This is a genomic window from Salinibacterium sp. UTAS2018, assembly GCF_004118935.1.
Lineage (GTDB): Bacteria > Actinomycetota > Actinomycetes > Actinomycetales > Microbacteriaceae > Rhodoglobus.
On the sequence record NZ_CP035375.1, the window covers coordinates 2,309,986 to 2,336,169 of the forward strand.

A 26,184-nucleotide genomic window follows, 5' to 3' on the forward strand; every position below is an offset into this window, starting at 1 on the left:
TGGCGAAAGTCATCGAGATGCGCCCGTAGCTCAGCGGATAGAGCAATTGACTACGGATCAATAGGCCGGGGGTTCAAATCCCTCCGGGCGCACCAAATAAAACAGTCCTGATCAGCACTTCCTCGTGGAGTGCCGTCAGGCCTGTTTTTCTTTTGCCCACACTTTGCCCACACTTCAGAAAGTTTTGGGTCGGGTTGCGGTCGAACTGGCCCCGCTCAGAAGCCAGCGTTCTCCTGGATTGAAGCAGGCGATGCGTAGTTGACCTATTGACCTCTTATCGAGGGGCTGCGCGTTCAGCCGCCCTCGATGGCATCGGCGAAGATCAGAACTCCTTTCGCGAGGCTCCCACCGGACTATTTCAACAATTGGGTTTCGTCAGGCTGGAATCTGTATCCCATTCCGGACTCAGTCAACAGGTATCTAGGGTTGCTTGGATCGGGTTCAAGTTTCTTGCGCAATTGCGAAATGTAGAGCCTGAGATAACCAGTGTCGGTGATGTGCTCAGACCCCCAAATCTCGGTGAGCAGGCTTTGCCGAGTGACGAGCTTGCCTGCATTGCGTACCAGGATTTCGAGAACCTGCCACTCTGTCGGAGTCAGTCGGATGCGTTCTGACGATGCTGCGGTCGGGCTGGTGACGCTTTTTGCCGCGAGATCGATGACCTTGTCCCCGATGTGTGTCACGAGTGTGTGATCCGGGCGAGGAACGCGTCGCGTGAGTGCACGGATACGGGCGAGAAGCTCGTCGATTGAAAATGGTTTCATCACGTAGTCATCAGCTCCCGCATCGAGAGCCTCGACTTTGTCGGCTGCCCCACTACGCCCAGAGACGACGAGGATCGGTGCCTGAGTCCATCCGCGGAGTGCCTCGATCACTTGGATGCCGTCCAGCTGTGGCATCCCAAGATCGATCATGAAAATGTCGAGGTGGTGTTGAATGGCGGCGTTAACGGCGTCGATTCCATTTCCAGCCGTGATGACTTCATAACCCCGCGCTGAAAGTGTTATTCGCAGTGCGCGAAGGATCTGCGGGTCGTCGTCGGCGATAAGGATCTTCATGAGGATTCCGCCATGCCTGGACGGTATACAGGAAGCTCGACCACCATCGTCAGCCCGCCTCCTGGAGTGTCTTCGGCTTCAATAGTGCCGCCCATGCCTTCTGTGAAACCCTTAGAAAGAGCGAGGCCCAAGCCGAGGCCTGTCGTGTTGTCGTTGTCGCCCAATCGCTGGAACGGGGCAAACACCTCTTCTCGGCGTTCGGGAGCGATACCGGAACCGTGATCTATGACGCGGATCTGCACCATCTCGTTAAACGTACTGGTCGCCAATCTCACTTGTGAGCCCTCAGAGGCAAATTCTGTGGCATTGGCGAGAAGGTTCACGATGACCCGTTGAAGAAGTCCGGCATCCGCGAGAACAGGCGGTAAGTCTTTCGCAATATCGAGCTCAACGTCGTCGGGGCCGAGCCCTAACTCGTCGAGGGACGGAATAATGACATCCTCGGTCTCCGTTGGCTGCAGCGAGATCGCGAGCACACCCGCTTGGAGTCGGCTGACATCCAGGAGGTTCGTGACGAGAGTGGAGAGGGTCCCCAAACTTTCGTCTGCTGTGGCAAGCAACTCCTGGCGGTCAGGCTCTGAAATTGAGATGTCGGTCGCTCGCAGACCAGTTACTGCTGCGGTGGCAGCGGCTAGTGGTCGACGAAGGTCATGGCCGACCGCTGAGAGGAGAGCGCTTCTCACTCTGTCGCTTTCGGCGAGAGAGCCGACTTCGTTCGCTGTCTCGGACAAAGATGAATGCTCAAGCATCGCGTCGATTTGAGCTGCGATGACGACGACGAGGCGGCGCTCAGATGCGGCCAAATTTCTACCGAAGAGATTAAGAAATGCGCGGTCTCCCACCGGAACTGTCGTCTGTTGATCGCCGCGAGCAGCTTCACCAGCGAAATTGATCACGGTGTCACCGACAACGAGGCGAACACAGCTGAGGTTGAACGCCTCCCGGGTGCGATTCACGAAAGCGTCCAGCGCACTCTCGCCTCGCAGGACATTGCCAGCGATGGAGAGAAGAAGCTCCGATTCTGCGGATGCCCGCTGCGCAAAGCGAAAACGCCGGGCGGCTTGATCAACCACGTAGCTGACGAGAATTGCGTTCACCACGTACAGCACGAGCGCCAGCATGTGAAGCGGCTTATCAACAGTGATTGTGTGGAGAGGTTCCACGAAGAAGAAATCGAGTGTGATCCCCGAGAGCACGGCGGCGAAGAGCGCGGGCCATATGCCGCCGATGAGTGCAACGACAACCACCAGAAATTGGTAGGAAAGTACGTCGCTTATGAGGGAATCCGAGCTTCGGAGGGTCGCTAACAACCAAGTAAGAAGCGGCCCGCCCACTACTGCGAATAGCAGTCCAGTGATTCGACGCGCCATCGTGAGCGAACCGGTGAGGCGAGGAAGCGCGAGGCGCCCTCCCGCGGCAGAGTGCGTGACAATATGCACATCGATGTCGCCCGACTCGCGGATTACCGTTGCCCCAATACCCGGACCACTGAGAGCAGCCTGGAGGCGGCTTCTGCGACTGACGCCGATGACTAGTTGCGTCGCGTTGACGCTTTTCGCGAAATCGACCAGAGCGCGGGGGACGTCATCCCCAATAATCTCATTGAGAGTGCCCCCGAGTTTTTCGACAAGTGCACGTTGTCGGGCGATGGCGTGTGGATCTGTGCCGCGCAAACCGTCTTGGCGTGCGACGTGCACCGCGAGAAGCTCTCCGCCGGAAGAGCGGGCGGCAATTCGTGCTCCACGCCGGAGAAGAGTGTCTCCCTCGTGGCCACCGGTGAGCGCAACGACGACCCTCTCCCGCGCTTCCCACTTGCTGTCGATTCCCTTCTCCGCACGGTAGCTCTTGAGCTCACTGTCGACTTCGTCGGCCAGCCACAGCAGCGCGAGTTCGCGAAGCGCGGTTAAATTGCCGAGGCGAAAGTAGTTAGAAAGTGCGGCGTCGATGCGCTCCGCGGGGTATACCCGTCCGGCCGTCAGGCGATCACGAAGTGCCTGCGGTGCGAGATCAATAACTTCGATCTGGTCGGCGGAACGCAGCACGGCGTCCGGGATCGACTCACGCTGTGGAGCGCCAGTGATCTGTTTCACCACATCATTGAGGGATTCGATGTGCTGGATGTTCACAGTCGACATGACGTCGATTCCCGCATCCAGCAGAGCTTCCACATCTTGCCACCGCTTCTCGTGAACGGCACCCGGGGCATTGGTGTGGGCAAGCTCATCTACCAAGGCGATCTCGGGGTTGCGTTCGATAACGGCGTTGAGATCCATTTCGTTGAGGTCCACGCCGCGATGAGCGACGACCTCGCGAGGCACAATCTCGAGCCCGTGCACCATCGCGGCGGTGCCGGCTCGACCGTGCGTTTCTACAACGGCCACCACAACATCTTTGCCCTCATCGAAGAGGCGCTTGCCCTCTTCGAGCATTGTGTAAGTTTTTCCAACGCCGGGAGCGGCTCCAAGGAGTACCCGGAGTCGCCCCCGTTTCATTACGACTAACCTCCGAGCGCGTCGAGCATGATGTTGAGCTGGAGAACGTTGACGGTGGGTTCTCCCAGATATCCAAGATCTCTGTTCTGGATCTTACTCTGCACGAGTTTTTCCACTTCCGACTCCGGGATGTTTCGTTCCGCGGCTACAGGGGCAACCTGCAGCAAGGCGTAGGCAGGGCTGATGTGTGGGTCTAAGCCGGAGCTCGAGGCAGTGAGTGCGTCGGCGGGGATATCCATCCCAGTTACGGCGTCGGACGCGAAAATCTGAGACCGGCGTTCTTTGATCGCAGCGATCAGATCGGGGTTTTCTGGGCCCCAATTTGAACCGCTTGACGCAGCCGCGTCGTATCCGTCGCCTGCCGCTGATGGCCGAGGTTGAAAGTACTGGGACAGTGGCTCGCCGTCAGCGTCGATGAACGATTGGCCGATAAGCGCTGAGCCCACTGGAGTGCCGTCGACGGTCAGGATGCTGCCATTGGCTTGACGGGGCATCACGAGTTGGCCGATGCCGGTCATAGCTAGGGGATAGACGATTCCGAGCACGACGGTGAGAACGATCAGTGCGCGAACCGCCACCCATAATTGCCGGAGGCCTGTTCGGGAGGAAGACATAGTTTTCTACTTTCTTGAGACGTAGTGTCGTTAGAATCCGGGAATCAAAGTAACGATAAGGTCGATGATTTTAATGCCGACGAAGGGCGCCAACACACCGCCGACGCCATAGAGCCAGAGATTGCGGCTAAGGATTCGGGATGCGCTGAGGGGGCGGTATTTGACGCCACGCAGAGCGAGGGGGATCAAAACCACAATCACAATTGCGTTAAAAATGATCGCCGACATCACTGCGGAGGCCGCGGAGTGTAGCCCCATGATGTTCAGCACAGCCAACCCCGGGAACACTCCGGCGAACATGGCCGGGATGATCGCGAAATATTTGGCGATGTCGTTGGCGATCGAAAACGTCGTCAGCGCACCTCGTGTGATCAGCAACTGCTTGCCTATCCGAACGATGTCGATGAGCTTGGTGGGGTCTGAATCGAGATCCACCATGTTGCCGGCCTCTTTTGCCGCAGAGGTTCCTGTGTTCATGGCCACGCCGACATCCGCCTGGGCAAGCGCTGGCGCATCGTTGGTGCCGTCACCGGTCATGGCGACAAGGTTTCCGCCCGCCTGCTCACGGCGGATGAGCGCGAGCTTGTCCTCGGGGGTGGCCTCCGCGAGGAAGTCATCCACTCCAGCCTCAGCGGCGATAGCTTTGGCGGTCAACGGGTTGTCGCCGGTGATCATCACCGTTCGGATACCCATGGCCCGCATTTCGGCGAATCGTTCCCTCAAGCCGTCTTTGACGATGTCTTTGAGGTGGACTACTCCGAGAATGCGTGCCGTGTGACCGGGAGCTTTCAGGGCAACCACGAGCGGCGTTCCTCCACTCTGCGATATGCGCTCCACGTGATGCTGAAGATTCGCAATGACTGAGGCAGCGAGATTCGTGTCCTCCTCAATCCAGGCGATTACCGCGGAGCCGGCACCCTTTCGTAGTTGCGTGCCGTCACGTCGATCGAGCCCGCTCATGCGCGTTTGTGCGGTGAACGGCACGACGTCGCCAGCGGATGTGTCCCCCACGTGCACGTCCCGTGCCGTCGCGAGATCGACAATCGACTTGCCCTCGGGGGTCGGATCTGCGAGCGATGCTTCTGCGGAAACCTGCATGAGCTCGCGCACATCAACACCATTGAGCGGAACGAACTCGCTTGCTTGGCGGTTGCCGTAGGTGATGGTTCCGGTCTTATCCAGCAACAGGGTAGTCACATCACCAGCGGCCTCGACTGCCCGCCCAGACATCGCCAACACATTGTGTTGCACTAGTCGGTCCATGCCGGCGATACCGATGGCAGAAAGCAGCGCGCCGATCGTGGTGGGGATTAGGCAGACAAGCAACGCGATGAGGACGGGCAGTGAGACCTGAGTGCCGACGGCGGAGGCAATCGGATTGATCGTGAGCGTGACCACAACGAACACGATGGAGAGGCTCGCGAGAAGCACGTTGAGAGCGATCTCGTTCGGGGTTTTCTGGCGGGATGCTCCCTCGACCAAGTTGATCATTCGATCGACGAAGGTCTCACCCGGCTTAGAGGTGATCCGAACGACGATGCGGTCGGAAAGAACACGGGTGCCACCTGTCACGGCACTGCGGTCGCCTCCAGATTCGCGCACAACGGGTGCTGATTCTCCGGTGATTGCAGACTCATCTATGGAAGCGATACCCCAGATGATGTCGCCGTCTCCGGGTACGAGCTGCCCGGCGGTGATGACGACGACATCCCCGAGACTGAGATCCGCAGAAGAAAGCTCCTCCAGCTCGCCTTTCGTGGCATCGGGGTCTCCCATTGCGTCGTAGGCGCCAACCCGGAACGCGCTAGTGCTGGTGCGGGTTGAGCGGAGACTTTCTGCCTGAGCTTTTCCGCGACCTTCTGCCACAGATTCGGCAAGGTTGGCAAATAGCACGGTCAGCCACAGCCAGAGGGCGATTCCGGCGGAGAAGGTCGAGGGGATGGCAGAGCCGCCCGAGAGCACTGGGCCTCCAAGGAACGGCTCTGCGAACGCGACTACCGTGGTGAACACGGCTCCGACTTCCACGATGAACATGACGGGGTTCCGCCACATTTGTCGAGGATCGAGCTTGGTGAAAGCGCCTGGGACAGCGGCGACGAGAGCAGCGAAGTTGAACGCCGAGCCTCGCTTCGTTGGGTGACTGTTCTTTGCACCCTCCGCGGGTGTGGGTAACGGGGAGGTCTTGGTGATAGTGGTGGACATAGTTATCAGAGTCCTTCTGCGAGGGGGCCCAGCGTGAGGGCAGGAAAGAAGGTGAGAGCGGTCACGATGACCGTCACACCGATGAGGAGACCGACGAACTGCGGTCGATGAGTGGGGAGCGTCCCGACGGTGACCGGTATCTTGTCCTGGGCGGCAAGAGACCCGGCGAGCGCCAATACAAACACGATCGGCAGGAACCTTCCTAGGAGCATTGCGACGCCGAGCGCTGTGTTTAACCACGGGGTGTTCGCGGTCAACCCGGCGAACGCAGACCCATTGTTGTTCGACGCGGAGGTGAAGGCGTAGAGCACCTCAGACAGACCGTGGTTTCCTTGGTTCCAGATTGAGGTAGTCATCACGTCTTCTCGAATGCCAGGAATCGCGAAGCTTAATGCGGTTCCGGTTAAGACGAGCGTGGGCATGATGAGGATGTAAAGGCTCGCGAGTTTTATCTCCTTGGGGCCGATCTTCTTCCCCAAGTACTCAGGTGTGCGGCCGACCAACAAGCCAGCGATGAACACCGTGATCACTGCGAGGATTAGTAGCCCGTAAAGACCGGAGCCGACTCCGCCGGGAGCAACTTCGCCCAGCATCATATTGAGCATCGGAATCATTCCGCCGAATGCCGTATATGAGTCATGCATCGAGTTCACGGCGCCCGTAGATGTGAGCGTGCTCGTGGTGCCGAACAAGGTGGAGCCAAAAATGCCGAACCGCTGTTCCTTACCTTCCAGAGCAGCGCCAGCCAGTTGAGGGGCAGTGCCCATTCCTGCTCGCTCGAGCCAAGTTAGGGCGGTGAACGAGACGATGTAGAAGATGCCCATCACGCTCAGGATCGCGTAACCCTGCTTGTTGCTTCCGATCATCCGTCCGAACGTTCGTGGCAGAGAGAATGGAATCATGAGCATGAGAACGCTCTGGAACAAGCTTGTCCAGGCGGTGGGGTTTTCGAACGGGTGCGAGGAATTGGCGTTGAAGAATCCGCCGCCATTGGTGCCGAGCAGTTTGATTACCTCTTGCGACGCGGTGGGGCCTCCGGGGATATTCTGCGAGCCTCCGCCCAACGTGGTGATCTCCGTGAAACCGTTGAAATTCTGGATTACGCCGCCGGCTATCAGAATGATCGCCCCGACGACCGAGATCGGCAGCAGTAGGCGAAAAGTTCCGCGCGTTATGTCGACCCAGAAGTTGCCGATCGTCCCGGAGCGGCTGCGGGCGAAACCGCGCACTAGGGCGATCGCAATCGCAATGCCCAATGCTGCGGAGAGGAAATTTTGCACCGCAAGTCCCGACATCTGTACGACGTAGCCCAACGTCGTGTCCGGCGAATAAGACTGCCAGTTTGTGTTGGTGACAAAGGATGCCGCTGTGTTGAAGGAAAGCCCTTGTGGTACAGCAGGAAATCCGAGTGAATACGGCAAGAGGGCTTGCGTGCGCTGAAGTAGATACACGACGAGGACACTGACAACAGAGAACGCGAGCACGCCTCGGAGGTATGCCTGCCAGGTTTGTTCCTTGGAAGAATCCACCCCGATTAACTTGTAGAGACCGCGCTCCGCCTGTAGGTCTTTGCCGGAGGTGTAGATGCGAGCCATATAGTCGCCAAGCGGCCGGTACAGGGCTGCCAAGATCAGCGCGAGTGTTGCGAACTGAAGTATGGCGAAAAGAATCTCCATGTCAGAAACGCTCCGGCTTCACGAGGGCATACACGAGATACGCGATGGCAGCGATGCCGAGTACGGCAGCGATGAGAGAGAGGAAGATCACAGTCGTTCCACTCCTTTGGCGGTGAGGCCGACGATTACGAAAACGGCGATAACGCCGAGAACGTACACAAGGTCAAGCACGAAAACTCCTCAGGGAGGCAGTGGCGTGGTTCCCGATCGGGAGGCACGGCGCTCGGAGGTATTCCCGGGCCACAAATTCACACAACACCACGGAATGTGTGTTGCGATGCTTCCTCACGGAACGCATACGGATAAACACGCGAAACTAACAAGATCCTTACGGAATGGACTTTCGTCGCTAACGGCGGCAGCCACCCACACCATCGAATTCGTTAGAGTGACGCCATGGCATCCACTCAGCAGGGTCGCGTCGTCGAGCACGCACTTCTTCCGGTCAAGCCCGGCCGTGAGGCGGAGTTCGAAGCGGCTTTCGCCCAGGCGAAGGGCATCATTGCGGCGATGCCGGGATTCCGTGGGCTGACGCTCTCACGCGGAGTCGAGCATCCGCAGACTTATCTGCTGCTCGTGCGGTGGGACACCGTCGACGACCACGAGATCGGGTTTCGCGGTTCGCCCGAGTATCAACAGTGGCGAGCGCTGCTACACGAGTTCTACGAACCGTTCCCGGTCGTCGAGCACTTCGACGAGCTTGAGCGGATCGAGACGACGAACTGAGCCCGCGGAACCACTTTCGCTCGCGAGCCGTGAACGGGCCAAAATAGCGGGATGCTGCCGCGACAGGGTTGTCCACACCGCGTGCTCGAGCCCGCGGAAACGCACTTCTGCTATTCCTCACTACAGCCAGTGCCGCAGTGTTAGCGTGGTCCCGCAGCCTACTTTCGGAGAGGATCTCATGTTTATGAACCCATCATTTTTCCCCGAGAAAGCGCCCCAGCCAGAGCCAGAGCATCAGCAGACCCCGCCATGGTTCCAGCCCCCGGAGGACGAATACCCGGCGCGCGTGCTCCTGCGCGAGTTCATGGCGCGCACCGAATCGACTTCCTTGGCGGTCTCGCACGTCGACGTCTACTCGGTCGGGATCGCGATCAAGATCAATTGGGAGCTTCGCCGGCGCGAGGAGAGCGCCGTGGAATGGCAACTCGCGACGGGGATGGGGCATTTCTCCAGAGGTGCTGGTGATGAGAATTCGGAACGTCGTTTCGGTCTAGGCCTGGCCGACGGAACGGTAGTGACCACAGTCGACGGGTTTGATGGGCACCGAAACTACGGGGACCAGCCCGAGGGCTGGTCGCTCATGGATCAGGGCGGCGGTGGCGGCGGAGGCGAGAGTCGATTCTCAGGATCTTCGCGTTTGTGGCTGTGGCCTCTCCCGCCGCCAGGCCCGATCGACTTAGTCGCGGAATGGAAGGCCCGCGATATCCCCGAAAGCAAGCTAGTGCTCGATGGCGCGGCGCTGCTCTCTGCTGTCGCTGACGTTCGCCCGTTGTGGTCGGGAGAGAAGCCGTAGATTCCCCGGCGCGCCAGCTGAAAGCGCCACGTTCTTGATGGGGTTTTCAGAGTTTCCTGCTGCGGGGGACTAGCCCCAACAGAGGGATGTTGTCGCCTGCAATCATCCTCATCACTCTGGCTCACGTCTATCGGAATCTATAGAAGCAATTTTTACAGATCGACCTGACGTGTAAAAATTTAGGCACTTTTTTTACACGTTGTGCACGCATGTTGCTACGCTTTACACATGACCTGGCAACCAGCACACCCCTTCAACGAGCTTCCCGAGCTGCCACCAAACGTTGAGATAGAAACGAAGCGAGTGCTAAAAGCAGCCGTCGAAGCCCGGACTGCTTTGGCTACTCTGGACCAAGCTGCGCGACGGATGACTAACCCGACCGTGCTGATCAACTCGATACCTCTACTAGAAGCGCAGGCGAGTTCTGAGATCGAGAACATCGTTACAACCACCGACGACATCTTCAGATTTGCTCAGGATGAATCGGCGGCAACCAATCCCGCCACGAAAGAGACCCTCAAGTACCGAACTGCCCTCTTCGCCGGGATTCGGTTGATTGCGTCGAGACCGCTATCGTCTACGACCGCGGTCCACGTGTGCACGATTGTCAACGGCCGCGAGATGGGCGTTCGACGGCTGCCCGGAACTTACATCGGTAACCCGGCAACAGGGGCTGCCATCTACACTCCACCGTCCGGTGAAACTGTAATACGCGACAAGCTTGGCAATTGGGAGAGCTTTCTTCATGAGTCACGCGGCTTAGATCCATTGGTGGTCATGGCAATTGCCCATTACCAATTCGAAGCCATTCATCCCTTCGAGGACGGCAATGGCAGAACCGGTCGAATATTAAACGTGCTGATGCTGATGAGCGCCGGGCTAATCGACCAGCCAATTCTTTATCTCTCCCGATACATCATCGAAAACAAAGATAAGTACTACCGATTGCTGCTTGAGGTGACGAGAGACGGCAACTGGGAAGAATGGATACTCTTCGTTCTTGAAGGGATCCGTCTCACAGCTTTGAGCACGGTATCGAAAATTGACCGAATTCAAGTCTTGCAAGATGAGACACTCAGCACCATAAGGGAGATCACTTCCGCTGCCAATGCGGATCTCTTGGCTGTCCTCTTCGAGCAGCCCTATTGTCGTATCGCGAATGTGGTTTTACGCTGCCGTGTTTCTAGACCCACGGCGACCAACTGGTTGAATGCGCTGGTCCGGGAGGGGGTACTCGTCGATGTCAAGGCCGGGCGGGAGCGCATCTTTATCAACTCCAAGTTCTTTGAGCTCTTGATGAAATCCGAGAGTGCCCCAGCGTCGGAGCCGACACTCTTCTAGCGGAAGAGAGGAAAACTGCTTCAATAAGGCACAGAATCTCACGGTCACCGCGCGCTTGGAGCGTGCGTCCAGAGGTGCTGGGTGGGGTGATCTGAACTCGAGGCGTGCCCACATTTCACCCACACTTGGGGTGCATCGTGGTTGACTCGTGTCAGCAAGATCGCTCCCAGTCATCAGTGTTTTGCAGCAGTTTTGGGCACTTCCGCATAGTTTTGCGGGAATGGTTTTCGACTACGGATCAATAGGCCGGGGGTTCAAATCCCTCCGGGCGCACCAGCTAAAACAGGCCTGACCAGCACTTTCTCGTGGAGTGCGGTCAGGCCTGTTTTTCTTTTGCCCACATTTTGCCCACACTTCACAAAGTCTTGGGCCGGATTTCGGCAGCGTTTCAGTTGGAATGTGAACCTTGCTGATCTTCCCGATCCAACGTTTTTCGGCGGCTTGGTGCGAGGCATGGGGGCGACCTATTGACCTCTGATCGAGGGGTTGCGGCTCAGCCCTTCTCTATTTACGCCTGCGTCAGCTTTCATTGCACCGTACCCACACTTACACCAAGCTGGTGCTGTTTCCTTCGCGCTGTTTCTGGGCCGAGTCGATACGAACGCTAAGCCGCGGCGGGGCTGCCGCAGGCTAGGGTTTGTTAGGTACACGGAGGGGGTTGTATGGCGATCGAGGTCGAGCATCTGTCCAAGAATTACGGTAAATTTGTCGCGGTCAAAGATTTGTCATTCAATGTTGAGCCTGGCACGGTGTTTGCATTCATCGGGTCGAATGGCGCCGGAAAAAGCACCGCGATCGGCTGTATAACAACGACGCTGGCCCCGACCTCCGGCGAGATCCGGGTCGCCGGATACGACGTCGCCACAGATGCTCATGCTGTTCGCGCTGCAATCGGTGCGGTGTTCCAGACTTCGCTGCTCGATCCATTGCTCACGGTGAAGGAAAATCTCATCGTCCGTGCAGGTTTCTACGGGCTGACTCGCAAAGAGGCGATCATCCGTATCGGAAGACTCTCTGAGCTTGTGAAGCTTCATTCGTTCCTCGACCGGAGATACGGTCTTCTATCGGGAGGAGAGAAGCGCCGGGCAGACATCGCTCGTGCGCTGATTCACAATCCGTCGATTGTGTTCTTGGACGAGCCGACCGCCGGATTGGATCCTCAATCGCGTGAGCATATTTGGGCTGCGATCGAGCAACTGCGTGCCACGCATGGCACCACCGTCTTCCTCACTACGCACTACATGGAAGAAACTGAACGAGCCAACAACGTTTGCATCCTTGATAAGGGCGAGATCGTTGCCGAAGGCACTCCAGCCGACCTCCGTCAGAAGTACAGCTCGAGTGTCCTTACTGTTCGCTCTTCGCGTCCGGTTGCCATCCTCGATGAGTGTCGGCGCCGGGGACTCGAACCCTCCTTCGACGATCATGACATCGTGATCCCATTGCAGTCGTCAGCACATGCTCTCGAGCTGCTAACAGCGTTAGACACCGATGACTTCGAGTTCCGCCACGGCACGATGAATGATGTCTTTCTCGCAGTTACAGGAGGTGAGGTTGCATGAGAACCATCGCGCTTCTTACCGGCCGCAATCTACGAATCTTCTTCCGGGACCGCTCGGCAGTGTTTTTTTCGTTGCTTTCCGCGTTGCTCCTTATTGGGCTTTACGCACTGTTCCTCGGTAATCTGCAGGTCGACAACCTTACCGAGCGACTACTGGACGCCAGCTCGGACAATATTCGATGGTTTGTGAACGCGTGGGTGTTCGCCGGGATCACCATGATTACGACCCTCACCACCGCTCTAGCGTCCCTCGGCGTATTCGTTGACGATCGGGCAACTGGTCGATTTAGTGATTTCGTGGTCTCACCTATCCGTCGTTGGCAGTTGATTCTCGGCTACATGATGTCGAGTTTCATCATCTCGATGATCATGACTTTGGTCGTGTTGCTGGTCGGGCAGGTGTACCTGCTGACGCAGGGCAATGGTGTGATGTCAGTTGTGCAGTTTGCCGAATTGATTGGATACATTGCACTGTCCAGTGCTGCCTTTGCTGCGCTGTCGAGCTTCGTGGCGACCTTCCTGAAAAGTTCTGGTGCCTTCTCGGCCCTGTCCACGGTGGTCGGCACGGTCATCGGATTCCTCGCCGGTGCTTACATTCCTGCTGGGGCGTTGCCGACTGGGATAGTCAACATTATGAACTCCCTACCGTTTGCCCATTCCGCCATGGTCATCCGCCGGCCCTTCACCGCGAACGCTCTGGATGCTATGACCGGTGGAGAGCCGCAGGTGGTCGAGGCGATCCAAAAGTTCTACGGCATCACAGCCTATGTGGGCAATGTTGAGGTTACAGCTGGCGTCGCCGTCGCTGTCTTGTTCGGCGTGTTAGTCACCTTCACGGCTTTGGGAACATGGCAGCTGTCGCGAAGAATTCGGTGAACCACTAACCATTTGCTGCAGAGACACAACACCGCACCTGCCGTCGGAGTGCAAAACAGTCCCCACTTCTTGTCGCCGGCGCGGGTGAGAGTGCCGCGACGCCCGATCATCATCGTGCCACCGGTCGAGCTGGTTGGCTTGAGCCGGTGGGAGCAACGAATCATTCACTGATCAAGCTATTTAAGACGAGTCATGCAGATCAACCTGCGTCGTGGCTTCGAGTGATTTTTATTGTGGGGCATGCCCGCCCGACCTTAGTAAGTTTGGCATGGGAGCAGATTCACTCTCGGTCTTCCTCAGGAATGGCGGCCGCCGAAGCCCGCTCGAAATAGCAAGCCGTAAACCTGGTCCGAGCTTCGAAGAAGGTGTCGTCCACGGCCGTCGGCGGCAGATTCTCGTTGTCGACCGCCCCGGTTCGGCCCTACAAGGTGCGAGTTTGTTCGGGCCACTGGTAGTAAGCACCGCGCGGCCTACCCGGCAGGGCGAGCCAACCAATCGAATCGGTGGCGCAATCGCCGTCGCACCCGTATGCTCTGAACCAACTGACCGTCTCAGATCAGTGTTAAGGCTGGGGCTCCATGGACATCGCACTATTCGTCACGCAATTGCTTGTAGTGCTCGGCTGCATCGTGATGGGCACCAGATCAAGCGGGGTGGGTCTCGGCCTGTGGGGCGGAGCAGGCGTTGCCATTCTTGTCTTTGGTTTCCGTCTAGCTCCTGGCTCGCCGCCCGTCGACGCCCTCCTCATCGTTCTCGCGATCGTGCTCGCATCCTCCGTGATGCAGGTTGCCGGAGGAATCGATTGGATGGTGTCAATCGCCGCCACTCTTATCAAGAAAAATCCGAAACAGATCACTCTTGTTGCCCCGCTTGTCTCCTTCGTGTTTGCGGCCGGCGCAGGCACCTCGAACATCCTCTACCCGCTGCTGCCCATCATCCAAGACCTCTCCTACCGCAACGGCATCCGTCCTTCTCGACCGCTTTCGCTTTCCGTTGTCGCGACAGGAATCGCACTCGCTTGCAGCCCGGTCTCGGCAGCCATGGCAGCGATGATTACGCTCACCGATGTTTCGCCCTTTAACTACGAGCTCATCGACATCGTCAAGGTCACCTTCCCGGCTGCGGTCGTCGGTATTGTTGCGACGAGCTTCTTCGTGAAGCGCCTCGGCAAGGACATTGCTGATGACCCCGAAATCCAGGCGAAGATCGCCGCCGGAACGATTCCGGCGCCGGACGGGGCGCAGTCTGGTGGCGCAAAACGGGCGAAGAGTGGCACCCAGTTGGCGCCCGCCCCAGTCCAAGCCGCTGTGACGACGTCGGGGAGAAATGCCGCGATCATTTTCCTTCTCGGCGTCGTGACGATTGTTGTTTTTGGTCTTTTCAAAGCTATTCGGCCCTTGGATGCCGCTGGCGACCCCGTCGGAATGACGCCAATCATCGAGATCGTCATGTTCGTCACCGGCACGGTGATCCTGCTAGTTTCGCGTCCCACGATCGCCGACGTCCCCAAGACGACTGTATTTCGGGCCGGGATGGTCTCGGCCATCGCCCTGTTCGGTTTGGCCTGGCTTACAGATACTTTCCTCGGTGCCCATTCCGAGGACATCGCCTCGACGGTGGGCAATGCCGTACAGGCCGCGCCGTGGATCTTCGCGCTTGGAGTCTTCGTGGTCTGTGTTCTCACCACGAGTCAGTCGACCGCGACGAGAACGATCGTGCCGATTGGTCTGGTTGCCGGGATCCCGCTCGGGCTACTTTCTGGCATGTGGGCGGGCGCCTTCGCCGGAATCTATGTGCTTCCTACCAACGGGTCTCAGATTGCTGCGGCCAACTTCGATACGACAGGCAGCACCAAGCTGGGTACCAAGCTTTATGACCACTCCTTCTTTGTGCCGTCGCTGCTCCTGGCGGGCACGACGATCGCTGCCGGAGCGCTGTTCGGCGTGCTCTGGGGATAGTCGACGCCGATGACGGTGGAGTGCTACCTGGCGCGGTAAGAATCCCACGCAGCTTTGCAGGCGTGGGCAACCCGGTTGACGTGTTCTGGGTCGGGGACAACCCAGCCCGTCCCTGGGCGCATCACGATCGCTGTGTTCTTCTCGCCTAGTAGGTATTCGCGCAAAAACTCCGCCTGCACGGCACTGAGTGAAAGACCAGCCGTTTCTGCATCCTCGCGAACCTGCTCGAAGTGCGCCGCAGCATCAATGATCTCTTGACTACCGAGATAGGGGACGTTGAGCCCCACATCGCTGGGAGATCGTGCGCCAAAGGCTGTGCGGTGCGCCTCTGCCAGCCGCCGAAGAGCAGCCGGCGCCATCGTCACAGGTTCCTCGCCGCGAAGGTCGCCTTCGTTGTCACCTCGGTTGGAGAGTGCCACTATCGGTGGCAACCGGTCCTTGGGCGCACGCTCGACGCAGACGGCACCGTCCCTAGCCGCGGTGTGATTCATCGTGTCGTGAAAGGACAGCGCCGTAAAGTGACGGGGTCGGGCGGAGGTGCGCGCTTGCTCAAGTTTGATCGCTACGAAACGTGCGCGGAGTTCGTCGCGGGTGCGTTCGTAGACGCCAAGTCCTCGTTCGGCAACAGCCGCAAAGGTATCGGTGAGGTGGCGTAGCTGCGCCTCATCCTGCGGAACAAGAAGCAGCGGATAGAACGCGAAGGTCACCGGTCGCACGGCATCCACACCGCTGAGATCGACGGGTTGATAGGGGCCGGCTGCTCGTACCCGCTCCAGTGCGGTGGCGAGGCTGCCGGCGAGATTGCTCGGCTTGGCGCGATTGGGATCGCGGATCATGCGCGGATGCGGGTTTTCCACATAGATGATGCGGGAATCGATCTCGGCCCAACGACGCACGATGGCGCTCGTCGAGACGTCGCTGAAATCGAATTGCAGCCTGCGAGTAAATTCAGGGGCAAGGAAATCTGAAAGCTCCTCCGGGATAGCTGCCCCCGAATGCGGGCAGCTCACCAACATATCGGCAGCGGCCAAAGCTTCGTCAAGCGTGCGGTTGTTACGATCCGCATAGAAAGTGATATCCGATGCGGTGAATCTGGTGCCGGCAGGGATGAGTGTGGTCGATGCGTCGTCGCTCATGTACCCATCATGACGAACAAGCTGAGTAAGCCCTGATGAAAAAGGGCCGTGAAAGGTTCTCGGTGGAAACGACTTCCCGGACAGATTCGCTTCACCCTGAACTTGGCAAGGGGCCTCGCTGGGACTCTCTCACCTCGCGTGCCCCCTTTTGTGCCCTGATATTGCGGTTAGAGGAAGCGTTCGTTGGCGTTATCGGCCTGCACTGCCTAGCTCCGCGCGCAGTGAAATTCACCAAACAACCGGGTTGATCCTTTCGTAATTGGGAATCATTGCCACCGCAGCCTTCTCGCGACTACCAGGCTAGGCATGCTCCACCGAGCGCTCAATCGATGACATCGCTCACGAGGTAGTCGAACGGACTATGGTTCGACGAGATATCAGATAACCCTTAATGAGGAGCAACATATGGATGGAACATCTCGCGAGGCACGCATAAACGCAGCCTTCGTCTCGGTTGCGGATACTCTGACCGACACCTACGACATGGTCGAGCTGCTGCACACCCTTGTCCAAGAGTGCGCAGAAATCCTTGCAATGAAAGCCGGCGGCCTAATGCTCGTAGACGGCAGCGGAGAGCTGCAGTTGATGACCTCCACGAGCGAGGCGGCGAGTTTCGTTGAAATCATGCAACTCACAGCCGCAGCCGGACCATGCATCGACTGCTTTCGAACCGGCGCCGCTGTTTCAGTGATGGAGATCTCTGAGACCGTTCGATGGCCGGAATTTCGAGCTGCTGCTCTCGACCAAGGTTTTCGTTCGGTGCTTGCTACCCCGATGAAATTGCGCGGCAAGATCATCGGGACGATGAACTTGTTTGGTGCGCGACCCGGCGCGGTCAGTTCTCGCGACGCTGCCGTTGCCCAAGCCCTTGCTGATGTTGCCACCATTGGCATACTTCAAGAGCGAGTCATCCGAGAGGGTCAACTCATGGAGGAGCAGCTTCATCGCGCACTAGACAGTCGAATTATGATCGAACAAGCCAAAGGAGTCATTGCGAACGAGCTTTCGCTCAGCATGGACGATGCTTTCGCTTTGCTCAGAAAATACGCAAGAGACCTCAACCTCACCATCAGGAATGTGTCTGAACAGGTGAGCGGCCGCGAAGTCAGCGTGCATCAGATCGCGGGCGCGTATCAGCGCCAATGACGAAACTCAGTCATCGCTGTTGATCCGGTAAACGTTGTATGCTAACTTTCACCCAGTTGCTCCAAACCTTGGCAGCGGATTTCGTTCTGATTTCGACCAAGGATCCCATGGGCCACACGTTCACAGTCCTATCCAGTTCTGCCGTTGATAGCGACGCACTGATGAACGTATCTTCTGTCGGCCCAGTTGCGGATAGCTCTAGTGATTGTGAGCCCACCGAAGACTTTCTTGTGCTCGGGGAATGACATGGCGAGCCAAACCCACCGCTAGCTGAACCGAACTAGGAACGAGCCCCCACCATGACAACAAGAGCCGAAGAACAGCTTCGACAAGAGATCGCTTAGAGAACCTGATGAGTTTTCTCAACGATCTCTTCACCGCCCAACCACTTCTTGCGCTATTCATCACCATCGCGCTGGGCTACCTCATTGGCAAGATCCGGATCGGCAGTTTTGTACTCGGTGGGATCGCCGGAACGCTGATAGTGGGCGTGGTCATTGGTCAAGTCGGCGTGACGATTGACCCTGGTATCAAAACGATCTTCTTTGCTCTCTTTATTTATGCGGTCGGATTTCAAGGCGGACCACAATTCTTCCACGCACTGAATCGTCGCTCTCTGAACCAACTCGCCTCAGCTGTCGTGATGACCGTGGTGGGGTTGATTGTCGTACTTATCGGCGCCTGGGTCTTCGGTCTCGATCGCGGTCTTGCCGCAGGTCTTGCCAGCGGCGGATTGACCCAGTCCGCTATCCTCGGCACGGCAGGTGATGCCATCGCGAACTTGGGGCTATCGGCTGAGGTAACCAAGACGATGCAGACCAACGTGGCCGTTGGGTACGCCGTTACCTATATCTTCGGATCCCTTGGTCCAATCATCTTGGTGACGTGGTTTATTCCCGCGCTCAAGCGGTGGAACATTCGAGCAGAGGCCATCAAACTTTCAGCCACGATGTCCGGCGGTATCGCCGAACTCGAGCCCGGGGAGTTCAACGCGGTTCGCCCCGTCGTTACGAGATTCTTCAGCCTGGATGAGACGCGAGGTTCCAGCGGAAAGACTGCCCTCGAAATTGATGCGATTCTCTCCGACGCCGCAGTTGAGGCCATTCTCCGCTCCGGTGCAGCGATTAACTTAACTGATGAGACCGTGCTCCAGCCTGATGACGTGGTCGTCCTTTCGGGCACACCCGAAGCAATGATTGTGGCGGGGGCTCTTCTCGGCGATGAAGTGCCGGCGTCCAGTGGATTCCCCTTGGTCGAGGAGTTCCGTGAAATTATTTTGACGAATAAAGCTCTGACAGCTCGGTCGTTGAACGAGATTCATGAGCATGTCAACGTGGGTACTCGCCACGGAGTGTTTCTGACGAAGGCTAAGCGGATGGGCATCGAGCTGCCCCTGCTGGGCAAGCTTAATTTCAACAGGGGCGATGAACTTCACTTCGTCGGGCGGCCCGCTGATCTTGATCGGGTACAGTCCAAGCTCGGTTACAAAATTGGTGCGGCGGCCATAACTGACTTCATTTTCTTTGGCATTGGGATGACGATCGGTCTACTGCTCGGGCTCATCAGCTTTACGCTGTGGGGTGTACCAATATCGCTCGGAAGCGGTGTTGGATGCCTGCTCTCCGGACTCTTGTTCGGATGGCTGCGCAGCGTGCACCCACGGTACGCCGCGCTTCCCACCGGGGCCTCCAACTTCCTGCGAGACTTCGGGCTTGCCGTCTTCGTCGGAGTCGTAGGAATCACCGCTGGGCCCCAAGCCCTCGTGGCAATTCAGCAGCACGGGATCACTTTATTCCTCCTCGGAGTGGCCGTCACCCTGATTCCTCCGATCCTGACGTTTTTCTTCTCGTATTACGTGCTTCGAATCCGCAATCCGATTGAAGCTCTCGCCTGTGTTGCCGGAGGGCGGAGTTCGAACCCGGCGTTCGCCGCGCTTTTGGACAAGGCCGGGAACGCAACCCCCGTAGTTTCTTTCACCATCACGTACGCCGTTGCCAATGTGTTCTTGACCCTGTGGGGTCCTGTAATCGTGGCGCTAGTGACCACTAATGCCGTTGTGTAAACACTCTGAGAAAAGGAAATCGATGTCCACGCAGGACTACTCTAACTTCGCCAACCTCAGCCCGTTTGAGCTAAAAGACAAACTCATTTCCGTTGCCTCTTCCGACTCCCAAAGACTGATGTTGAACGCGGGACGCGGAAACCCAAACTTTCTGGCCACTCTTCCCCGCTGGGCATTTCTCACTCTCGGCGAGTTCTCCATGAGGGAATCCGAAAGGTCATATTCCTACCTCAACAGCGGCTTTGGAGGGCTCCCGGAACAGGATGGCATCGTGCAGCGCTTCGAGGCCTTCGCCGCTCATCAGGACGATAGCCAAGGAATAACATTTCTGAGGTCAGCGCTCTCCTACGTCAAAGACCAACTCGGCCTCGATCGCGACGAGTTTCTGTTCGAGATGGTTGGCGCTTTTCTCGGGTGTACCTATCCGACACCACCGCGAATTTTGCGACATGTGGAGGAGATAATCAAGGCTTATCTGACGCAGGAAATGTTTGGGCCCATTAAGCCTGACGGCGACTTCTCCCTCTTCGCCACCGAGGGCGGAACAGCGGCAATGGCGTACATCTTCCACAGTCTCTCGGTCAACGGAATCATCCACCCCGGCGAGAAAATTGCTCTCGCAACACCCATCTTTTCGCCGTATCTAGAGATTCCTGTTTTGGCGGAGTACGCGCTCGACGTCGTCGACATCCGGATGGATAGAACGGATGACTGGCAGCTCCCGCAGAGCGAAATCGATAAACTCCTTGATCCCGCCATCAAAGTATTTTGCATCGTCAACCCCAGCAATCCGCCATCGTCGAAGCTCTCGAACGCAGTTCTTGACCAACTTACTGAATTGGTCAACAACCAACGTCCAGATCTCATCATCGTGACTGATGACGTGTACGGGACATTCGCCGACGACTTCGTCTCCTTGTTTGCCGTCTTACCGCGCAACACCCTCCTCGTCTACTCGTTCTCCAAGTTTTTCGGAGCCACTGGATGGCGGCTGGGCGTTGTCGCCCTTCACGCAAGCAACGTCATCGACGACAAATTGACGGCTGTCCCCGAGAGTGAGAAGTCTGATTTGGATGAGCGCTACGTATCGTTGAGCTCGGAGCCGCGCGCACTGACATTCATCGACCGTCTGGTCGCGGATAGCCGCGCGGTCGCCCTCAACCACACGGCAGGACTCTCCACCCCGCAACAACTGCAGATGGCACTCTTTGCGCTCAATGGGTTGATGGATCGACTTGGCCAGTACAAGAATGCCGCTAAGCAACTTATCCGTCAGCGCTACCAAACCTTGTACCGCAACATTGGAATCACGGCAAAATTTGAGCCAAATGATGTGAACTACTACACCTTGATTGACCTGCAGGAACTTGGCGCCCATCTCTACGGCGCTGATTTCAAAAATTGGTTCATCAAACAGGATCTCGGCACGGCGTTTCTCTTCCGCCTCGCTGACGAAACCGGGGTAGTCCTCTTACCAGGAAAGGGATTCGAGGTCATCGATACTTCCGCCCGAGTTTCCCTGGCGAACCTAACCGATAACGAATACCGAGCGATCGGTGCCGCGACTCGGCGCATCGTCGATGAGTATCACGACGCGTTCACTCTCACGCTTGAGTAGCTTCTGGCCAGAGAATTCTTCAGCATAAACCTTTTTATCGATAAATTATCAAGTACAGCGTGCCCACATTTCACCCACACTTGAGGAACGTCGTGGTCAACTTATGGCGCCGACGTCCAGCCCAGTCACCAGTGTTTTGCAGTGATTTTGGGCACTTCCGCATAGTTCTGCGGGAATGGTTTTCGACTACGGATCAATAGGCCGGGGGTTCAAACCCCTCCGGGCGCACCAGCTGAAAGCCCCACATTCGTGTGGGGCTTTCGTCGTCACGAACCACTTTCGCTCGCGAGCCGTGAACAGGACACAATAGAGAGATGCTGCTGCCTGCCATCATTCTCATCACTCTGGCCCTCGTGTTCTACACGGTCGGGGTGTGGAGCGAGCGAGTGCAGAAGGTGCTCAAGCCGTGGCACGTCGTGCTCTTTGGGTTGGGCCTTGCGGCGGATGCCACGGGCACGTTCCTGATGAACCTGATCGCGACGGAAAATCGTGCGGCCGGCATCGAGCAGAGCGCCTTGAACCAACTGATGGGTGTCACGGGGGTTATCGCGATCGTTCTTATGGCCGTGCACCTCGCTTGGGCGATCGTCGTGCTGGTGCGCAACCGTGAAGCCGAGAAGACCAGCTTTCACCGATTCTCTGTCATCGTGTGGGGCATCTGGCTCGTGCCGTATATCGTCGGTGCGCTGGGATCGAGCCTCGGCTAGAGCTGTTCAGCTCGCGTAGCCAGCATCGCCAGCGCTGCGTTCGTCGCTAGTCGCGCGTCGCCAGCCGAGCCACGCCCGCCGTCGCCAGCAGGGCCCTGCCGCCCAGCCGTCGCCGCTCAGCTGATTCGCTCGCGCAAGAATGCCACCACGCGATCGCGCGCAACCGCCGCCGAGTTGGCCGGGTTCTCGCGCACTTCGCCGGTGAGAACAGAGTGCGCAGTTGCTGCATAACCGTCGGGGTTCCCGGGCGAGGAATCCAGCTGGATGATCTCGAAGGCATCGCCGAGGCGAGCCTTGATGGTGTCGAAGCGGGCGCGTGGGGCGGCGGTGTCTTCACTGAAACGTAAGCCGAGAGCGCAGACTTCGCCGGCATCCGCTCGGGCAGCAATGCGGTCGAATTCGGCGGGCGAGACTCCCGCATCGAGTTGGCGCGCCTGGCCGACCGGAAAGGGGACGGCCGGTTGGCTGAGAACGGATGCCGCTACGGAGTCATCAATCGCCGCAGCTAACGCGAATCCGCCCGTGAAGCACTGCCCGATCACACCGACACCGCGCCCGGGAGTGCGGGCCGCGAGGTCGGAGGCAACCGCCCGAAAGTAGTCGGTGACGGGCCGCGACGAGTTCGTTGCGAACGCGCGGAACTCCGCGGTCACGCACAACCGCAGCACGATCCGCGTCATGTAGCCCAGGGTTTTGGGCTTGCCCGGTTGGCCGAAGGGTGACGGCACGACCACGGTGAAGCCCGCCGCGACAAGGTGCTCGGCCAAGCCCAGCACCTCCGGGGTGATCCCGGGAATCTCGGGAATAAGCACAACGCCAGGCCCCGCCCCTTTTTCGAAGCAGTCGTAGGTCAAGCCCGCGGCGGAGAAGGGCGCGCGCACCCAACCGTCGAGCGTGCCGACCGGGGCGGAAGAGGTGGTCACGGGTGTCATGGGTCAATCTTCGCGCATGGGAACCCAGCGCACCCTGTGTCAGCTGAGCGCCATCCAAAGCTCAGCCCACAACGACGGTGAGGCATCCACTGCTCACGCATAGCTCGTTCATAGGAACGTCATAGAGAACCCCGCTGTGATGGAACACGTCAACCACCAGAGGAGCTTGATCATGAAGCGAAACCACTTCACCCTTACCGCCGCCGTCAGCACCTTCCTAATCGGCGGAGTGCTGTTGGCCGGATGCTCGACCGCCGTTGACACTCCCGCCGTCACCTCCAGCGTGACCGCCGAGATCAGCGAAGCGAACGTCGACCTGAACCTTGGACCGGTTGCGACAGAAGTCCTCGCGGCGAACGCGAACTCAACGACCACCAACGACGACGAGTGGACCCTCGATGGCGCCGTTTCGATCGCCCTCGACGGCTCCACGGCAACTGCCGACGGCGATGGCGTGAGCGTCTCCGGCTCCACGATCACCATCAGCGCGGCCGGAACCTACATTCTCTCGGGGCAGTTCGATGGCCAAGTAGTCGTCGACACCGACGATGAAGCTGTCGTGGCCCTCGTGCTCGACGGCGCCGACATCTCTAGCGCCACGAGCGCCGCGATCGCGGTCGCTAACGCCGAAGACGTGGCCGTCTCCCTCAGCGGAACGAACTCACTCTCCTCCACCGGAGACGACGCCGACTACAACGCCACGCTCTTCAGCGACGCGGACCTCACCATCTCAGGCGACGGATCGCTTACGGTAAACAGCGCGGTCAACGACGGCATCACAAGCCACGACGACCTCGTCATCCTCTCGGGTGACATCACGGTCACCGCCGGCGATGACGGTCTGCGCGGCAAAGACTCACTGACTATCGAAGGCGGCACGGTCACGGTGGATGCCGGCGGCGATGCCCTCAAGTCAGACAACGACGAAGACGAGACCCGCGGCTACGTCTACATCGCGGGCGGAACAGTTGCCCTCACTGCAGCGGATGACGGGGTCCAGGCCGAAACCGACATTGTGATCGCCGGTGGTTCGACCACGCTCGCGGCCGAAGACGACGGGCTCAAGTCTGAGGTCAACATCGTGGTCTCGGGCGGCGGAACCGCTGTCACCAATTCTTACGAGGGCATCGAGTCGTACTACATCACCATCGAGGGTGGCGCGCTCGCGGTCAACGCGAGCGACGACGGCATCAACGCAACGAGCGGCACCAGCACCACCACCGACATTGGCGGCATCGTCGAAGCGGATGACGGAGCAATGGTGTCGATCACCGGCGGCGAGACCACGGTCAACTCTGCCGGCGACGGAATCGACTCCAACGGTTCGATGCTCGTCACGGGCGGTATGACCACGGTGTTCGGATCGTCAGAGGACCGTGAGGGTGCGCTCGATGCGAACGGCGTCATCGTGGTCGACGGCGGAACAGTCCTGGCAGTCGGCATGACCGGAATGGCCACCTCGCCCGAAACGTCCTCGGCTCAGGGCTGGGTGAGCGCTTCGCTCGAACAGTCCTACGGCGCCGACCAAGCCGTGCAGGTGCTCGATAGCAGCGGCACTGTGGTCGCCGAGTTCACCTCGATCAAGTCGTTCCAGTCGGTCGTGTTGTCGGATGCCGCCATCACGAACGGCGAGACCTACGCGGTCACCGTCAACGGCGATTCTGCCGGAACGGTGACTGCCGGAGTCGCTGCAGCGGGCAGCGAAGGTGCCGGTGACGGAGGGGCGCCTCGCCCCTAGCCCTCATGCGAGACTCCCGTCAGGGGAGTGCCTCGCCCGTCAACCGGAACTGCAGTGGTTGCCGCCAGAGTTCGCCGAAGGGCGTTCGCTCTGGCGGCGATCGCTGTTGCGGGTACAACTGTCAGCCAACAGTGGCAGGCTAAAACCACTGACGAAAGAGGGTTCTGATGAACGACTATCCAGGCATGATTTCCGAGAAGAACCTCATCCAGCCTGTTCCGCGTCGCATCCGTGGCTATTTCGCGGGCGAGCTCATCTTCGACACGACGGCAGCCCTGTATGTGTGGGAGTGGGCGCCGTATCCGCAGTTCTACATCCCGCTCGCCGACGTGAAGTCCGAGTTCCTCGTCGACGAGGTGCAGGAGAAGCACGAGACCCGTGGCAGCTATCACCGTACGGGCCTCGCGGTGGAGGAGCGCGAGCATCCGGCCGCCGCCAAGGTTTATGCCGGCGATGGGCTCGAGGGCCTCGCCGACATGGTTCGTTTCGAGTGGGATGCTCTCGACTCCTGGTTCGAAGAAGACGAGCAGGTATTCGTGCACCCACGCAATCCGTACACGCGAGTGGATGCCGTACGTTCGACCCGCACAGTGCGCGTCGAACTCGACGGGGCCGTTCTTGCCGAGTCGTCGTCTCCGGTCATGGTCTACGAAACCGGTTTGCCGACGCGGTATTACCTCAATCGCACGGAGGTGAACTTTGAGCACCTCGTGCCCAACGACACTGTCACCGAGTGTCCCTATAAGGGAACCACCACCGATTACTGGTCGGTGAAGGTGGGCGGCACGGTGCACGACGATCTTGCGTGGTCGTATTCCTTCCCCACGCGCCAACTCTTGCCCATCACCGGGCTCGTCGCCTTCTACAACGAGAAGGTCAATATCTTCATCGACGGTGTTGAGCTCACGCAGGCCAAGACGCACTTCTTCCCATCGAGTTCGGCCGACAAGTAGACCAGTGGATGGCGCGGGCTGTCCGCTTCACGAGTGTCAGTCAGCGCGTTCCTCAACGAGCACAGTGCAGTGTTTTAGGGGCCTCATTTTTGCGACACGCCCGGGATGTGGGCGGTGTTGGCGAGGGGGGCAAAATGCACGTAATGTTTCCTCTTGTCACCCCAAAGGTGCGGAAGTCCCGGGCAGTTCTGCTGCTAGGTTTCCGGCCTCAAGTGGGGGCCACCATCCTCCACAACTTTCGAGTTGTGGTCGAGTCAAACAGCGGAATTCCTTTCATTAGGATCCGACTTCAGATCTTAGGATGAGTACCCGCTTCATGCGTGTGTCGGTTGGTTGTTTTGGGCTGTTTTAGTCCGGGATTGCTGGTTTGACAAACAGTCTGAAGCTGGTAAGTTAGACAGGTTGCCTCCCGCAGTCAAGCGGGGGTTGCCAACACAGGTTTTGAAAGCCCTGGGGTGAAGCCGTTTGCGGTGGAGGTCAGGAGCGTCCGATCCTTGAGAACTCAACAGCGTGCACAATGTCAAATGCCAAAAACCCGACTGTGCTTAATATGATCGTCCCGTTCGGGTCGTGATTGTTTGCACAGCGGATTCCT

General features: G+C 58.4%; 20 protein-coding genes and 1 tRNA gene. 13 read left to right on the forward strand and 8 right to left on the reverse strand.

Annotation, left to right across the window (positions count from 1 at the left end; translation table 11 throughout):
• Nucleotides 1-19 precede the first annotated feature (19 nt).
• A tRNA-Arg gene (locus tag ESZ53_RS11000) sits at nt 20-95 on the forward strand.
• Nucleotides 96-353: 258 nt separating this feature from the next.
• On the opposite strand, the gene ESZ53_RS11005 is transcribed toward ESZ53_RS11000, so the two are convergent.
• The 6 genes from ESZ53_RS11005 to ESZ53_RS11030 are packed head-to-tail and all read right to left on the reverse strand — an operon-like array spanning nt 354 to nt 8,133.
• On the reverse strand, nt 354-1,058 hold the full coding sequence (locus tag ESZ53_RS11005; protein WP_129072871.1) for a response regulator: 705 nt from the start codon (nt 1,056-1,058) through the stop codon (nt 354-356).
• On the reverse strand, nt 1,055-3,550 hold the full coding sequence (locus ESZ53_RS11010) for an ATP-binding protein (RefSeq protein ID WP_129072872.1): 2,496 nt from the start codon (nt 3,548-3,550) through the stop codon (nt 1,055-1,057). Before ESZ53_RS11010 ends, ESZ53_RS11005 begins: the two co-directional genes overlap by 4 nt.
• 5 nt (nt 3,551-3,555) lie before the next feature.
• On the reverse strand, nt 3,556-4,164 hold the full coding sequence (gene kdpC, locus ESZ53_RS11015) for a potassium-transporting ATPase subunit KdpC (RefSeq protein ID WP_129072873.1): 609 nt from the start codon (nt 4,162-4,164) through the stop codon (nt 3,556-3,558).
• 30 nt (nt 4,165-4,194) lie between these two features.
• The gene (kdpB, locus tag ESZ53_RS11020; protein WP_129072874.1) at nt 4,195-6,366 is read right to left on the reverse strand and encodes a potassium-transporting ATPase subunit KdpB; all 2,172 of its coding nucleotides are present in this window, start codon (nt 6,364-6,366) and stop codon (nt 4,195-4,197) included.
• Between the two features lie 5 nt (nt 6,367-6,371).
• Complete coding sequence (gene kdpA, locus ESZ53_RS11025) at nt 6,372-8,042, reverse strand: potassium-transporting ATPase subunit KdpA (protein WP_129072875.1); 1,671 nt, start codon at nt 8,040-8,042, stop codon at nt 6,372-6,374.
• A 1-nt stretch (nt 8,043) separates the two neighbouring features.
• Nucleotides 8,044-8,133 carry a potassium-transporting ATPase subunit F gene (locus tag ESZ53_RS11030; protein ID WP_129072876.1) on the reverse strand — a complete coding sequence of 30 codons (90 nt, stop codon included), beginning with the start codon at nt 8,131-8,133 and terminating at the stop codon, nt 8,044-8,046.
• 305 nt (nt 8,134-8,438) lie between these two features.
• On the opposite strand from ESZ53_RS11030, the gene ESZ53_RS11035 reads away from it, so the two are divergent.
• The 6 genes from ESZ53_RS11035 (at nt 8,439) to ESZ53_RS11060 (ending at nt 15,297) form a co-directional block, all read left to right on the forward strand.
• On the forward strand, nt 8,439-8,768 hold the full coding sequence (locus ESZ53_RS11035; RefSeq protein ID WP_129072877.1) for an antibiotic biosynthesis monooxygenase: 330 nt from the start codon (nt 8,439-8,441) through the stop codon (nt 8,766-8,768).
• 184 nt (nt 8,769-8,952) lie between these two features.
• Entirely contained in the window at nt 8,953-9,561 is a 609-nt protein-coding gene (locus tag ESZ53_RS11040; protein ID WP_129072878.1) for a hypothetical protein, read from the forward strand.
• A 228-nt stretch (nt 9,562-9,789) separates the two neighbouring features.
• Nucleotides 9,790-10,902, forward strand: coding sequence for a Fic family protein (locus ESZ53_RS11045; RefSeq protein ID WP_129072879.1), 1,113 nt, complete (start codon nt 9,790-9,792; stop codon nt 10,900-10,902).
• Between the two features lie 662 nt (nt 10,903-11,564).
• Nucleotides 11,565-12,464: an ABC transporter ATP-binding protein gene (locus tag ESZ53_RS11050; protein WP_129072880.1), complete on the forward strand. Its 900-nt coding sequence runs from the start codon at nt 11,565-11,567 to the stop codon at nt 12,462-12,464.
• A complete protein-coding gene (locus ESZ53_RS11055) occupies nt 12,461-13,339 on the forward strand; it encodes an ABC transporter permease (protein WP_129072881.1) in 879 nt (292 codons plus the stop codon). Before ESZ53_RS11050 ends, ESZ53_RS11055 begins: the two co-directional genes overlap by 4 nt.
• Before the next feature lie 578 nt (nt 13,340-13,917).
• Nucleotides 13,918-15,297, forward strand: a complete 1,380-nt coding sequence (locus tag ESZ53_RS11060) for an anaerobic C4-dicarboxylate transporter (RefSeq protein ID WP_129072882.1) — start codon at nt 13,918-13,920, stop codon at nt 15,295-15,297.
• Between the two features lie 23 nt (nt 15,298-15,320).
• On the opposite strand, the gene ESZ53_RS11065 is transcribed toward ESZ53_RS11060, so the two are convergent.
• On the reverse strand, nt 15,321-16,433 hold the full coding sequence (locus tag ESZ53_RS11065) for an N-formylglutamate amidohydrolase (RefSeq protein ID WP_129072883.1): 1,113 nt from the start codon (nt 16,431-16,433) through the stop codon (nt 15,321-15,323).
• A 483-nt stretch (nt 16,434-16,916) separates the two neighbouring features.
• Here ESZ53_RS11065 and ESZ53_RS11070 point away from each other — a divergent pair, with 483 nt between their 5' ends.
• The 4 genes from ESZ53_RS11070 (at nt 16,917) to ESZ53_RS11085 (ending at nt 21,966) form a co-directional block, all read left to right on the forward strand.
• The gene (locus tag ESZ53_RS11070; RefSeq protein WP_246837302.1) at nt 16,917-17,579 is read left to right on the forward strand and encodes a GAF and ANTAR domain-containing protein; all 663 of its coding nucleotides are present in this window, start codon (nt 16,917-16,919) and stop codon (nt 17,577-17,579) included.
• 352 nt (nt 17,580-17,931) lie between these two features.
• Nucleotides 17,932-19,641 (forward strand): aspartate-alanine antiporter, encoded by a 1,710-nt coding sequence (aspT, locus tag ESZ53_RS11075; RefSeq protein WP_129072885.1) that lies wholly within the window; start codon nt 17,932-17,934, stop codon nt 19,639-19,641.
• A gap of 22 nt (nt 19,642-19,663) precedes the next feature.
• Nucleotides 19,664-21,259: a bifunctional aspartate transaminase/aspartate 4-decarboxylase gene (locus tag ESZ53_RS11080; RefSeq protein ID WP_129072886.1), complete on the forward strand. Its 1,596-nt coding sequence runs from the start codon at nt 19,664-19,666 to the stop codon at nt 21,257-21,259.
• A gap of 314 nt (nt 21,260-21,573) precedes the next feature.
• Nucleotides 21,574-21,966 carry an HsmA family protein gene (locus ESZ53_RS11085; RefSeq protein ID WP_129072887.1) on the forward strand — a complete coding sequence of 131 codons (393 nt, stop codon included), beginning with the start codon at nt 21,574-21,576 and terminating at the stop codon, nt 21,964-21,966.
• Between the two features lie 116 nt (nt 21,967-22,082).
• On the opposite strand, the gene ESZ53_RS11090 is transcribed toward ESZ53_RS11085, so the two are convergent.
• Nucleotides 22,083-22,898, reverse strand: coding sequence for a dienelactone hydrolase family protein (locus ESZ53_RS11090; RefSeq protein ID WP_129072888.1), 816 nt, complete (start codon nt 22,896-22,898; stop codon nt 22,083-22,085).
• Between the two features lie 172 nt (nt 22,899-23,070).
• Here ESZ53_RS11090 and ESZ53_RS11095 point away from each other — a divergent pair, with 172 nt between their 5' ends.
• Nucleotides 23,071-24,636: a carbohydrate-binding domain-containing protein gene (locus tag ESZ53_RS11095; protein ID WP_129072889.1), complete on the forward strand. Its 1,566-nt coding sequence runs from the start codon at nt 23,071-23,073 to the stop codon at nt 24,634-24,636.
• Nucleotides 24,637-24,803: 167 nt separating this feature from the next.
• Nucleotides 24,804-25,589: a DUF427 domain-containing protein gene (locus tag ESZ53_RS11100; RefSeq protein ID WP_129072890.1), complete on the forward strand. Its 786-nt coding sequence runs from the start codon at nt 24,804-24,806 to the stop codon at nt 25,587-25,589.
• The last annotated feature ends 595 nt before the right edge of the window (nt 25,590-26,184 follow it).

What these genes read in the sequence shown, in the direction of transcription:
- ESZ53_RS11065 (WP_129072883.1), bottom strand. Translation starts at nt 16,433, where the DNA reads ATGAGCGACGACGCATCGACCACACTCATCCCTGCCGGCACCAGATTC.
- kdpB (WP_129072874.1), bottom strand. Translation starts at nt 6,366, where the DNA reads ATGTCCACCACTATCACCAAGACCTCCCCGTTACCCACACCCGCGGAG.
- ESZ53_RS11035 (WP_129072877.1), top strand. Translation starts at nt 8,439, where the DNA reads ATGGCATCCACTCAGCAGGGTCGCGTCGTCGAGCACGCACTTCTTCCG.
- ESZ53_RS11040 (WP_129072878.1), top strand. Translation starts at nt 8,953, where the DNA reads ATGAACCCATCATTTTTCCCCGAGAAAGCGCCCCAGCCAGAGCCAGAG.
- ESZ53_RS11060 (WP_129072882.1), top strand. Translation starts at nt 13,918, where the DNA reads ATGGACATCGCACTATTCGTCACGCAATTGCTTGTAGTGCTCGGCTGC.
- ESZ53_RS11050 (WP_129072880.1), top strand. Translation starts at nt 11,565, where the DNA reads ATGGCGATCGAGGTCGAGCATCTGTCCAAGAATTACGGTAAATTTGTC.
- aspT (WP_129072885.1), top strand. Translation starts at nt 17,932, where the DNA reads ATGAGTTTTCTCAACGATCTCTTCACCGCCCAACCACTTCTTGCGCTA.
- ESZ53_RS11100 (WP_129072890.1), top strand. Translation starts at nt 24,804, where the DNA reads ATGAACGACTATCCAGGCATGATTTCCGAGAAGAACCTCATCCAGCCT.
- ESZ53_RS11010 (WP_129072872.1), bottom strand. Translation starts at nt 3,550, where the DNA reads ATGAAACGGGGGCGACTCCGGGTACTCCTTGGAGCCGCTCCCGGCGTT.
- ESZ53_RS11055 (WP_129072881.1), top strand. Translation starts at nt 12,461, where the DNA reads ATGAGAACCATCGCGCTTCTTACCGGCCGCAATCTACGAATCTTCTTC.
- ESZ53_RS11085 (WP_129072887.1), top strand. Translation starts at nt 21,574, where the DNA reads ATGCTGCTGCCTGCCATCATTCTCATCACTCTGGCCCTCGTGTTCTAC.
- ESZ53_RS11095 (WP_129072889.1), top strand. Translation starts at nt 23,071, where the DNA reads ATGAAGCGAAACCACTTCACCCTTACCGCCGCCGTCAGCACCTTCCTA.
- ESZ53_RS11070 (WP_246837302.1), top strand. Translation starts at nt 16,917, where the DNA reads ATGGTCGAGCTGCTGCACACCCTTGTCCAAGAGTGCGCAGAAATCCTT.
- ESZ53_RS11090 (WP_129072888.1), bottom strand. Translation starts at nt 22,898, where the DNA reads ATGACACCCGTGACCACCTCTTCCGCCCCGGTCGGCACGCTCGACGGT.
- kdpC (WP_129072873.1), bottom strand. Translation starts at nt 4,164, where the DNA reads ATGTCTTCCTCCCGAACAGGCCTCCGGCAATTATGGGTGGCGGTTCGC.
- ESZ53_RS11005 (WP_129072871.1), bottom strand. Translation starts at nt 1,058, where the DNA reads ATGAAGATCCTTATCGCCGACGACGACCCGCAGATCCTTCGCGCACTG.
- ESZ53_RS11045 (WP_129072879.1), top strand. Translation starts at nt 9,790, where the DNA reads ATGACCTGGCAACCAGCACACCCCTTCAACGAGCTTCCCGAGCTGCCA.
- ESZ53_RS11080 (WP_129072886.1), top strand. Translation starts at nt 19,664, where the DNA reads ATGTCCACGCAGGACTACTCTAACTTCGCCAACCTCAGCCCGTTTGAG.
- kdpA (WP_129072875.1), bottom strand. Translation starts at nt 8,042, where the DNA reads ATGGAGATTCTTTTCGCCATACTTCAGTTCGCAACACTCGCGCTGATC.